10 protein-coding genes and 1 pseudogene are annotated in these 10,584 nt (G+C 66.6%); 3 read left to right on the plus strand and 8 right to left on the minus strand.

Going from position 1 to position 10,584, the window contains the following annotated elements; translation table 11 throughout:
• Positions 1-112 precede the first annotated feature (112 nt).
• From H9654_RS14645 to ahpC, 5 genes are all read right to left on the minus strand, one after another.
• Positions 113-1,072 (minus strand): transaldolase, encoded by a 960-nt coding sequence (locus tag H9654_RS14645; protein WP_101099616.1) that lies wholly within the window; start codon positions 1,070-1,072, stop codon positions 113-115.
• A 54-nt stretch (positions 1,073-1,126) separates the two neighbouring features.
• Positions 1,127-1,531 carry a nucleoside diphosphate kinase regulator gene (gene rnk, locus H9654_RS14650; RefSeq protein WP_191771558.1) on the minus strand — a complete coding sequence of 135 codons (405 nt, stop codon included), beginning with the start codon at positions 1,529-1,531 and terminating at the stop codon, positions 1,127-1,129.
• A gap of 130 nt (positions 1,532-1,661) precedes the next feature.
• A complete protein-coding gene (locus tag H9654_RS14655) occupies positions 1,662-2,627 on the minus strand; it encodes a LysR substrate-binding domain-containing protein (RefSeq protein ID WP_225212096.1) in 966 nt (321 codons plus the stop codon).
• Between the two features lie 82 nt (positions 2,628-2,709).
• Complete coding sequence (gene ahpF / locus H9654_RS14660) at positions 2,710-4,302, minus strand: alkyl hydroperoxide reductase subunit F (RefSeq protein ID WP_191771559.1); 1,593 nt, start codon at positions 4,300-4,302, stop codon at positions 2,710-2,712.
• A gap of 184 nt (positions 4,303-4,486) precedes the next feature.
• Complete coding sequence (gene ahpC / locus H9654_RS14665) at positions 4,487-5,050, minus strand: alkyl hydroperoxide reductase subunit C (RefSeq protein ID WP_101099619.1); 564 nt, start codon at positions 5,048-5,050, stop codon at positions 4,487-4,489.
• Positions 5,051-5,406: 356 nt separating this feature from the next.
• Here ahpC and prmC point away from each other — a divergent pair, with 356 nt between their 5' ends.
• Together prmC and pip are read left to right on the plus strand one after the other, a co-directional pair.
• On the plus strand, positions 5,407-6,240 hold the full coding sequence (gene prmC / locus H9654_RS14670) for a peptide chain release factor N(5)-glutamine methyltransferase (RefSeq protein WP_406833484.1): 834 nt from the start codon (positions 5,407-5,409) through the stop codon (positions 6,238-6,240).
• Between the two features lie 51 nt (positions 6,241-6,291).
• Positions 6,292-7,233 carry a prolyl aminopeptidase gene (gene pip, locus H9654_RS14675; protein WP_191771562.1) on the plus strand — a complete coding sequence of 314 codons (942 nt, stop codon included), beginning with the start codon at positions 6,292-6,294 and terminating at the stop codon, positions 7,231-7,233.
• Positions 7,234-7,455: 222 nt separating this feature from the next.
• Here the strand turns inward: pip and H9654_RS17830 are convergent.
• Positions 7,456-7,572: pseudogene (locus tag H9654_RS17830) on the minus strand (LysR family transcriptional regulator); the annotation flags it as partial.
• 65 nt (positions 7,573-7,637) lie between these two features.
• Between H9654_RS17830 and H9654_RS14680 the strand changes: the two are divergent.
• Positions 7,638-9,029, plus strand: a complete 1,392-nt coding sequence (locus tag H9654_RS14680; RefSeq protein ID WP_191771564.1) for an MFS transporter — start codon at positions 7,638-7,640, stop codon at positions 9,027-9,029.
• Positions 9,030-9,098: 69 nt separating this feature from the next.
• Here the strand turns inward: H9654_RS14680 and H9654_RS14685 are convergent, their stop codons facing one another.
• Together H9654_RS14685 and H9654_RS14690 are read right to left on the minus strand one after the other, a co-directional pair.
• Positions 9,099-9,872, minus strand: a complete 774-nt coding sequence (locus H9654_RS14685; RefSeq protein WP_191771566.1) for an N-formylglutamate amidohydrolase — start codon at positions 9,870-9,872, stop codon at positions 9,099-9,101.
• Between the two features lie 13 nt (positions 9,873-9,885).
• Complete coding sequence (locus H9654_RS14690; protein WP_101099623.1) at positions 9,886-10,440, minus strand: NUDIX hydrolase; 555 nt, start codon at positions 10,438-10,440, stop codon at positions 9,886-9,888.
• Between the last annotated feature and the right edge of the window lie 144 nt (positions 10,441-10,584).

Consider the following 10,584-nt stretch of genomic DNA (forward strand, 5'->3'; position numbering starts at 1 on the left):
CCCCCCCCCCCCCCCCCCCCCCCCCCCCCCCCCCCCCGGCCCCAACCCAGCTGCGGCTTCAAACAGCAGCCACCCGCGAGGGGGTCTCACCCCTTCGACCACAGCGACAAAATCACAGCTCCGCGCGGATCCGTGCCCGCAGGCTTTCCAGATCTTTCGCAAACGCCTCGATCCCGGTCGCCAGCTTCTCCGTCGCCATCGGATCGGCGGCCAGGTCAGCAGCAAAGCGCGCGCCATCGATCGGCGTGCTCACCACGGTTTCAGCCTCACCCGCCACCAGCGCGCGTGGCAGTTCGCCATGCTCGGCGTCGAGCTTTTCCAGCAGGTCCGGCGAAACCGTCAGGCGGTCGCAGCCGGCCAAGGCTTCGATCTGCGCCGTGGAACGGAACGAGGCGCCCATCACCACCGTCGGCGAACCGCGGCGCTTGAACTCGGCATACACGCCGCGCACGAACACCACGCCGGGGTCTTCATCGATGCTGGCAGGCGCCTGGCCGTTGGCCACGTACCAGTCCAGGATGCGACCAACGAAGGGCGAGATCAGGAACGCGCCGGCTTCGCTGCAGGCCAGTGCCTGGGTGGAATTGAAGATCAGCGTCAGGTTGCAATCGATGCCTTCGGCCTGCAGCACGCGTGCCGCTTCGATGCCTTCCCAGGTCGCGGCGATCTTGATCAGGATCTTCTCGCGCGGCACGCCGGCGTCGGCGTACATCTGCACGAAGCGACGCGCCTTGGCGACAGTGGCCTCGGTGTCATGCGACTTGTCCGCATCCACCTCGGTGGACACGCGGCCCGGCACCAGCGTGCTCAACAGCGTGCCGACACCGACGGTCAGGCGATCCGCCACGGCGTTGACGACGCTCTCGCGCTCACCGCCCTGTTCGCGGCCCCAGGCCAGTTCGCGGGCGATCAGGTCGGCATAGACCGGCAGGTCCAACGCCTTCTTCACCAACGTCGGGTTGGTGGTGCAATCCACCGGTCGCAACCGCTTGATGGCGTCGTAATCACCAGTGTCGGCGACCACCACGGAGAGTTCGCGCAGCTGGGCCAGTTTGGACGGGGTAGTGCTCATTGCAGCTCCATCAGTGCGGGCGCGCGTGGGGCGCAGCCGGGTAGCGGGAATTCTTCAGGGTGCGTCGTCGTGAACCGCAGTGACGCGCAGTTTCAGCTTGCGTCCGCCCGGCGCATCCCAGTCGATGCTCTGGCCGATGGACAGGCCCAGCAGCGCGGTGCCGACCGGTGCCAGCACCGACACTTTATGTTCGTCGACGTTTGCTTCGCGTGGATAGACCAGGGTCAGCACGTGTTTGTCGCCGGTCGTCGCGTCTTCGCATTCAACCCGCGAATGCATCTTGACGGTGCCCGCTGGCATTTCGCCAGGGGCCAGTACGGTGGCACGGGTCAATTCATCGGACAACGCCGCAGCAGCCGGCAAGGCGCTCGCAGCAGGAGAGTCCAGCAGCGCCTCCAGGCGGGCCAGGTCATGGGATGAAACGGTGATGGACGGCGGCAGGCCGCTTGCGGTGGTCATGCAACTACTCCTTGAAAGGGACATACAAAAGGCGGCACCAGTTGGCGCCGCCTGATTCATATTGTGGGGACAAACGGGGCAGGAATCGACCCACCCGCGCACGCCGCCCTCTTCATTGTTCGGCTGCGGCTCAGCCCGGCAGGGCGCTGATGTCGTTTGCGGCTGGTCGTGACGGGGGTAACGGCCCACCCGACAACGTGAACAGGGACGCCGGCAAGTGCTTGAACTGGTCGGCCAGCTGCTCCAGGAACCCGCTCATCGCCGAGCTGCGTCGCCAGGCCATCGCGATCCGGCGGCTGGGCGGGTTGTCACCGACCAGGTCGAGCAGCCGGATGTTCTCCGAACGTGGAACCGGCGGCTTCACCGACAGCGTCGGCATCAAGGTGATGCCCACGTCGGCGGCGACCATCTGGCGCAGCGTCTCCAGGCTGGTGGCACGGAACTCGGATTTTTCGTTGGCGCCGAACAGCCGGCAGACTTCCAGTGCCTGGTCGCGCAGGCAGTGGCCATCCTCCAGCAGCAACAGGCGCTGCGCGGACAACTCCTGCACATCCAGCTGGCGGCGGTTGGCCAGCGGATGCTGGGCCGACACGGCGAGCAGGAACGGTTCCTCGAACAGGAACTCGGTGTGCAGCTGGTCATCCAGCACCGGCAGCGCCAGCAGGGCGGCATCCAGCTTGCCTTCGCGCAGCCGGGCCAGCAGCACGTCGCTTTTTTCCTCGACCAGCAGCAGCTCCAGCTGCGGGAAGCGTTCGCGGATGCGTGGAATCACATGCGGCAGCAGGTAGGGCCCCAGCGTCGGGAATATCCCCAGCCGGACCGCGCCTGCCTCCGGATCGCGGCTGCGGCGCGCGGCTTCCTTCATCTGTTCCACTTCGGCCACGATGACCCGGGCGCGCGCGGCCGCGTCCAGGCCGGCCGGGGTCAGCATCACTTTGCGCGGGGCGCGTTCCACCAGCGGCAACCCCAGCTCTTCTTCCAGCTTGCGGATCTGGGTGGAAAGCGTGGGTTGACTGACGAAACACGCGGCGGCGGCCTTGCCGAAATGGCGATGGTCGGCCAAGGCCACCAGGTACTTCAGATCACGTAGGTTCATCCTGAGACCTCATTGGGTAGGGACCGGGACGGCGTGGCTACCCAGCGGACATGCGGTGTCCCCGGTGATCTGGGAACCTGTGTCAGGCAGCTTCGGCGACAGCGCCGCTGCTCTTGGTCACGGACGTACGGATCAGGTGGTCGAAGGCACTCAAGGCGGCCGTCGATCCAGCGCCCATGGCGATGATGATCTGCTTGTACGGTACGGTCGTGCAATCCCCGGCGGCAAACACTCCGGGCAGATTGGTCTGGCCGCGATCATCGATGACGATTTCACCTCGCGGCGAGAGGGAGATGACGTCAGTCAAGAACTCGGTATTGGGCAGCAGTCCTATTTGCACGAAGATGCCTTCCAGTTCCACCCGATGTGAATCGCCGCCGACGCGGTCCTTGTAGACAAGCCCCGTCACTTTCTGCCCGTCGCCCAGGACTTCGGTGGTCTGTGCGCTGGTCAGCACGGTCACGTTGCCCAGGCTGCGCAGTTTGCGCTGCAGCACGTCGTCGGCGCGCAGTTTGTCGTCGAATTCCAGCAGCGTGACGTGGGATACCAGGCCGGCCAGGTCGATCGCCGCTTCCACGCCGGAATTGCCGCCGCCCACCACCGCCACGCGCTTGCCCTTGAACAGCGGGCCATCGCAGTGCGGGCAGTACGCCACGCCCTTGTTGCGGTACTGGTCTTCGCCGGGGACGTTCATCTGCCTCCAGCGCGCGCCGGTGGACAGGATCACCGTGCGTGACTTCAGCACCGCGCCGTTCTCCAGCTGCACCTGCACCAGCCCATCGTCGCCGGCCGGCACCAGGCCGGTGGCGCGCTGCAGGTTCATGATGTCCACGTCGTACTCGCGCACGTGTTGTTCCAGCGCCATCGCCATCTTCGGGCCTTCGGTCTCCTTGACGGAAACGAAGTTCTCGATCGCCATGGTGTCCAGCACCTGGCCGCCAAAACGCTCGGCCGCGATGCCGGTCCGGATGCCCTTGCGTGCGGCATAGATCGCTGCGGCCGCGCCGGCCGGACCACCGCCCACCACCAGCACGTCGTAGGCATCCTTGGTCGCCAGCTTGGCGGCATCGCGCTTGGCGGCACCGGTATCGAGCTTGGCCACGATCTGCTCGAGCGTCATCCGGCCCTGGTCGAACACTTCACCGTTGAGGTACACCGTCGGCACCGACATGATCTGGCGCTGCTCAACTTCGTCCTGGAACAGGGCGCCGTCGATCGCCACGTGCTGGATGCGCGGGTTCAACACCGCGGCCAGGTTCAGCGCCTGCACCACGTCCGGGCAGTTCTGGCAGGACAGCGAGAAATAGGTTTCAAACTTGAACTCGCCTTCCAGGTTCTGCACCGCCTCGATCACTTCGGCTGTCGCCTTGGACGGGTGGCCGCCCACCTGCAGCAGGGCCAGCACCAGCGAGGTGAACTCATGGCCCATCGGCAGGCCGGCGAAGGTCAGGTGGATGTCCTGGCCCGGGCTGCCCAGGTCGAAGGAGGGCACGCGGCCGGTGCCATCGCGCAGCACGGTCAGGCTGATCTGGTCGGACAGGCTTTCAATCGTGGTCAGCAGCTCCAGCATCTCCTGCGCCTTTGCGCCGTCGTCGGCATGCGCGGTGATCTGGATCGGGCGCGTCACGCGCTCCAGATAGGTCTTCAGCTGCGACTGCAGGTTCGCATCCAACATGGTCTTCTCCTGGCTTCAGGCAAAACGGGGGCGTGGCGCCGCGACTGAGCGTAGCGGACCAGCAGGGGGTAGGGGTGAACCGAAGACAGCAGCGTGGAAGGGGCTGGCGGCTGCTGGCTTGCGCGGCTGGCTTCGGTTCACCCCCACGCCCGCGCGGGGCGGGCATGGGAGCGAGGTGCGGCGTTTAGATCTTGCCGACCAGGTCCAGCGACGGGGTCAGGGTCTTCTCGCCTTCCTTCCACTTGGCCGGGCAGACCTGGTTCGGGTTGGCGGCGGTGAACTGGGCAGCCTTCAGCTTGCGCAGGGTCTCGGACACGTCACGGGCGATCTCGTTGGAATGGATCTCCAGGGTCTTGATCACGCCTTCCGGGTTGATGATGAAGGTGCCGCGCAGGGCCAGGCCTTCTTCTTCGATGTGCACGCCGAAGGCACGGGTCAGCTGGTGGGTCGGATCGCCGACCAGCGGGAACTGCGCCTTGCCCACCGCCGGCGAGGTTTCGTGCCAGACCTTGTGCGAGAAGTGGGTATCGGTGGTGACGATGTAGACCTCGGCACCGGCCTTCTGGAATTCGGCGTAATGGTCGGCCGCGTCCTCGATTTCGGTCGGGCAGTTGAAGGTGAAAGCGGCCGGCATGAAGATCAGGACGGACCACTGGCCCTTCATGGTGCGGTCGGAAACCTTGATGAACTCGCCATTCAGATACGCATTGGCTTCGAACGGCTGGATCTGGGTGTTGATCAGGGACATGGATATTCCTCTTGGGTGAAGGGGAGTGGGTGTTGCGACAGGACCTAGAATAACGACTCCCATTCGATAAGGACAATCCATTGATCGCATCTATCCAATAGGCAACGTCTATTGATGAGCGGCTGGTCGAGTGAGCGCACGGGCGGATGTACCCGCTAGATTCATTCTAATTCAGAGACTTGCGGGATTTGCTGACGAGTGACCTGATAGCCTCGGCCAATATCACGCGGGGGTGGACCTGAACAACGCGCATCGGATCCGGTGCCGTGATGTCGCCGCAGCACGGCCTCGTTGCGACGCCCTGGGCTAAGCTGCCGCCCCCATGCAAGGTCCTGACCATGAGCGCGCGCCCCGACATGCTGTTACGCGACCTGCTGGCTGACGCCGCGGCCCAGCTGCCCGGTCCAGAGGCACGGCACGAGGCCGAACTGCTGCTGTTGCATGCGCTGCAGCGTCCGCGCAGCTGGCTGTTCGCCCATGCCACCGATCCGGTCGGCCTCACCGATCGCGACAATTTCCATGCGCTGCTGGCGCGTCGCGTGGCAGGCGAACCGGTGGCCTACATCACTGGCCAGTGGGGCTTCTGGACGCTGCAGCTGGAGGTCAGCCCGGCCACCCTGATCCCGCGGCCGGAGACCGAGCTGCTGGTGGAACAGGCGCTGGCGCGGCTGCCTGCGGATCGCCCCTGCACGATCGCCGACCTCGGCACCGGCAGCGGCGCCATTGCACTGGCGCTGGCCCGTGAACGCCCCCTGGCACAGGTGCTGGCGACCGATTCCAGTGGCGAGGCGCTGGCGGTGGCCAAGCGCAATGCGGCGCGCAACGCGGTGTCCAACGTCGCCTTCGCGCAGGGGTCCTGGCATGCGCCGCTGCAGGGGCAACGTGTTGACCTGATCGCCAGCAATCCGCCCTACATCGCCAGCGACGATCCGCACCTTGCACGTGGGGACCTGCGCTTCGAGCCATCTACCGCGCTCGCGTCCGGGCAGGACGGGCTGGACGACATCCGTCTGATCGCCGATGGGGCGCGCGCCCACCTGCTGCCCGGTGGCTGGCTGGTGCTGGAACACGGCTGGGACCAGGGCGCGGCGATCCGCGCGCTGCTGCAACAGGCCGGCCTGGATGAAGTGGAAACGGTACAGGACCTGGAGCAGCGCGACCGGGTCACGCTGGGCCGGCGACCGGCCTAGAATGGGTGCTCTGTCCTGCCGCGCGCGGGGCATCACCACGGAGCTGCAAGCATGCGTACGCTGTACCCCGCCATCACCCCCTACGACGTCGGCACCCTGAAGGTCGACGACCGCCACACGCTGTATTTCGAACAGTGCGGCAACCCGGACGGCAAGCCGGTGGTGATGCTGCATGGCGGGCCGGGCGGCGGCTGCAGCGACAAGATGCGCCAGTTCCACGACCCGGCGAAGTACCGCATCATCCTGTTCGACCAGCGCGGCGCCGGACGTTCCACCCCGCACGCAGACCTTGTGGACAACACCACCTGGGACCTGGTGGCTGATATCGAGAAACTGCGCGAGCACCTTTCCGTTGAGGGCTGGCAGGTATTCGGCGGCAGCTGGGGTTCCACGCTGGCGTTGGCCTATGCGCAGACGCACCCCGACAAGGTGACCGAACTTGTGCTGCGCGGCATCTTCATGCTGCGCCGCTGGGAACTGGAATGGTTCTACCAGGAAGGCGCCAACCGCCTGTTCCCGGATGCGTGGGAGCATTACCTCAAGCCGATCCCGGCCGTCGAGCGCCACGATCTGATCTCCGCGTTCCATCGTCGCCTGACCAGCGAAGACGAAGCCACCCGGCTGGCCGCGGCAAAGGCGTGGAGCGTGTGGGAAGGGGCGACCAGCTTCCTGCATGTGGACGATGATTTCGTCAACAGCCATGAGGACCCGCAGTTCGCGCTGGCCTTCGCGCGCATCGAGAACCACTACTTCGTCAACGGTGGCTTCTTCGAGGTGGAAGAGCAGCTGCTGCGTGATGCGCACCGCATCGCCGACATCCCCGGCGTGATCGTGCACGGCCGCTACGACGTGGTGTGCCCGCTGGCCAACGCCTGGGAGCTGAGCAAGGCCTGGCCGAAGGCGAAGCTGCAGATCAGCCCCGCATCGGGCCATTCGGCGTTCGAAGCCGAGAACGTGGACGCGCTGGTGCGCGCAACCGATTCGTTCGCCTGAGCCAGCCGCGGTAGTGACGGCCGCTGGCCGTCAAGCCGGTGCAGACGAACCTAACCCCGATGGGTGCCCTGCCCCGGTGGGTGAGCCTTCCCCCGTCGGGGGAACCTGCGTCGGTGGGTGACGACCGTTGGTCGTCACCGCTATCCCAGCCGACGGCCAGCGGCCGTCGCTACCCAGGGTTACCAGTCATCGGCCAGCTGCGCTTCATCCAGGACCTTCATCTTCGGCGAGGCCTGCTGCGACGGCATCCATCACCTGCACGATGCCGATCCCGGCCAGGGCCGCTTCCATGAGCGGCGGATCGCCACTGTCGAAAACCATCCGCGCCGAAGCGGTGAAAGCATCCCGCTTTCAATGTCAGCCGCCATCAATGAGACTGCCCGCCTCCCCGCACTACCACTGGCATGACGCACTCCACTTCCCCATTTCCCCCGCGCCTGGCGCTGACTCTGCTGGCGATGGCGCAGCTGATCATCGCCTTGGACGCCACCATCATCTTCGTGGCCCTGCACGAGATGGGCGTGCAGCTGCGGATCAACGCGCAGCAGCTGCAATGGATCGTCAGTGCGTACACCGTGGCCTTCGGTGGCTGCTTGCTGCTGGGCGGGCGCGCCGCGGACCTGCTCGGCCGTCGCCGCATGTATCGGCTGGGCATGGCGCTGTTCGCGCTGGCCTCGCTGGTCGGCGGCCTGAGCAGCAGCGCGAGCATGCTGATCGCCGCGCGCGCTGCGCAGGGCATCGGCGCGGCGCTGCTGTTCCCGGCCACGCTGTCGCTGATCAATACGATCTACGCCGAAGGCGCGACGCGCAACCGTGCACTGGCGATCTGGAGCATGGCCAGCGCCGGTGGACTCGCGCTGGGCACGCTGCTGGGCGGGGTGCTGACCCAGGCCTTCGGCTGGTCGTCGGTGTTGCTGGTGATCGTGCCTTTCGCCGGTGCCTGCGCGCTGCTGGGCGGCCGCTGGCTGCCACGTGACGCGGCGCCGCAGCGCGATCGTTCGTTCGATCTGGCCGGCTGCCTGACCGTGACGCTGGGTGGCAGCCTGCTGGTGACCTCGCTGGTGCAGGGGCCGGAATGGGGCGGGTCGGCGCCGGCCACGCTCGGTTGCCTGCTGGTGTCCGTGGTGCTGCTCGGTGTGTTCGTGCTGATCGAGCAGCGCAGCCGCGATCCGTTGATGCAGTTCTCGCTGCTGCGGCTGCGCAGCCTGCGCGCGGCGATGCTGTTGACCATGCTGTTCATGAGCAGCTTTGGCGTGCAGTACTACTTCCTGGCGCTGTACTTCCAGGACGGCTACGGCTGGAGTCCGCTGCAGGCCGGGCTGGCCTTCCTGCTGCCCACGCTGGTATGCACCTATGGCATCACCGTGGCCGAAAAGATGCTTGCGCGGCGCTCGCCGCGGCAGGTGCTGGCGTGGGGCATGGGCGCCGGTGCGGTGGGTATCGCGGCGGTGGCGCTGGCGCTGCCGCATGGCGCCAGCTACTGGGCGCTGCTGCCCGGCGTGGTGGTGTTGAGCCTGGGGCAGGGCATGACCTGGACGGCGATGTGGATCGTGGCCGGGCAGGGCGTGCCGGCGGCGCAGCAGGGGGTGGCATCGGGCATGGCCGCCACCGCACAGCAGATTGGTGGGGCGCTGGGCCTGGCGGTGCTGGTGATGCTGGCCAATGCCGGCCGCGGTGCCGATGTGTCCGGCCGCAGCGTCGAGGCGCTGCAGGGGCTGGTCAATGCGCAATATGGTGCGGCAGCGTTTGCGTTGCTGGGCGTGGGGGTTGCGCTGTGGCTGCGCCCGCCGCGGTGAGGGTAGTGACGGCCGCTGGCCGTCATGCACGGAACCCATGACGGCCAGCGGCCGTCACTACCCATGGCACTACCGTTGCAGCAGCTCTGCCTGCAGTCCGCTGAAAAGTCGCGCCAGCCGTTCCGCCCAGGCCTGCTGGCCGGCTTCATCGGCGATCAGGTCCTGGCGGATCTCCAGTTCCACATGCACCAGGCCGCGGCCTTCCCCGTGCACGGGCACCGCATAATCACTGCTCGGGGTAACCGAGTACGGTTGGTTGTCACCGACCACCAGGTCGCCTTCCTCCTCCAGTGCGCGCAGCAGCGGATGCGCGAAGCGCGTGTCCTGGTGGTACAGCACGCCGGCATGCCAAGGGCGTTGCACCCCGTTCATTACCGGGGTGAAGCTGTGCATCATCACCAGCAGGGTCGGGCGCGCGGCATCGCGGCGTGCATCCAGTTCCGCGTTGATGCGTGCGTGGTATGGCGCATGGATGGCATCGATGCGTTGCTGCCGCTGTGCAGCCGTCAACGTCGCGTTGCCCGGCACCACGGTGCCATCGCTGGTTTCGGGGATCAGCGTGGGCGATGCCAACGGGCGGTTGCAGTCGATCAGCAGCCGCGAATACGTCTGTTCAAGGGCCCAGGCATCCAGCCGCTGCGCCAGCGCGCGGGTGGTGCCGGCAATGCCGATATCCCAGCCGATGTGCCGGTCCAGCTGCGCCTGCGGCAATCCGAGCGTGCCCTGCGAACGCGGTACCTGCTGCCCGGCGTGGTCGGCCAGCAGCAGGAACGGCGATGCGCCCTGCGGCCGGTGGATCGTGTAGATGGCAGGGTCGTCCGCTCCCAGCAGCGCCGACGTCATGCCTGCTCCGGCATCAGCCACGCGGGGTGCCGTCCAGGTGGTGTTCGATCATCCACAACCCGGCCCACAGTTTGGCGTCCAGCTCGTAACCTTCGGCGATCTTCTGCACCAGCCACGCTGCTGCCTGCGCACGCGGTACCTCGTGCACGGTGATGTCTTCGCTGTCATCACCACCGCCGGCGCCGACCCGGCTCAGCCCGGTGGCGCGCACGAAGGCGATCTTTTCGCTGCTGGCACCGGAAGATGTGGGGCCGATCATCAACACCTCGGCCTGTTCAGCGGTCCAGCCGGTCTCTTCTTCCAGTTCGCGCACGGCGGACATCTCGATGGATTCGCCGGCGTCGATGTCGCCGACCAGTCCGGCCGGCATCTCGATCGTTTTGGCCTGCAGCGGTACGCGGAACTGTTCCACGAACAATACGTTGTCCTGCGGAGTGACCGCGATGATGATCGCCGCCAGTCCACCGGCATGGGTGCGTTCGCTGTATTCCCAGGTGCCGCGCACGACCATGCGCTGGAACTTGCCTTCGAAGACGACACGCGGGGCTTCGTTGTTGCGCTGGCTCATGCGAACTCGCTCGATGGAGGATAAGGAGAAGGTGCGGAAGCATCGGCCAGGCCGGCGGCGGCGAACAGCCGGCGGCGGGTCAGCGGGCCGAAGCGGAGAGTGCTGCACAGGCCTTCCAGCAGTTCGCCGTCGGCGTGGCCGCGC

Origin of the sequence: Stenotrophomonas lacuserhaii, from assembly GCF_014836545.1 — a bacterium.
In the GTDB taxonomy this organism is placed as follows: domain Bacteria; phylum Pseudomonadota; class Gammaproteobacteria; order Xanthomonadales; family Xanthomonadaceae; genus Stenotrophomonas; species Stenotrophomonas lacuserhaii.